At 50.0% G+C, this 224-nt stretch carries 1 protein-coding gene; it reads left to right on the top strand.

Annotated elements, in window-relative coordinates; genetic code table 11:
• Positions 1–12: 12 nt before the first annotated feature.
• Positions 13–224: Ig-like domain-containing protein (locus tag AN389_RS19955; protein ID WP_146258111.1), on the top strand; the 212-nt coding region annotated here is incomplete at its 3' end.

Genomic DNA, 224 nt, shown 5'->3' with positions numbered 1-224 from the left:
ACGGTGAGCGATGTGGAAGACGGTCAAACTGTGACGGTGATGATCAGCGATGGTACAAACCAAGTTGAAACCACGGCACTTGTACAAAATGGCGAATACGTTACCGACCCGATTGATGCAAGCGCATTAAACGATGGCACACTCACCGCTACAGCCAGCGTATCCGATGTAGCAGGTAACCCTGTTACAGCTGAGGATACAGTTGAACTTGATAACACCGCAGC

This window comes from Pseudoalteromonas sp. P1-7a (genome assembly GCF_001401855.1).
Classification (GTDB): domain Bacteria; phylum Pseudomonadota; class Gammaproteobacteria; order Enterobacterales; family Alteromonadaceae; genus Pseudoalteromonas.
The sequence above is the reverse complement of the archived record's forward strand: the minus strand, read 5'-3'. Positions and strand labels throughout refer to the sequence as shown.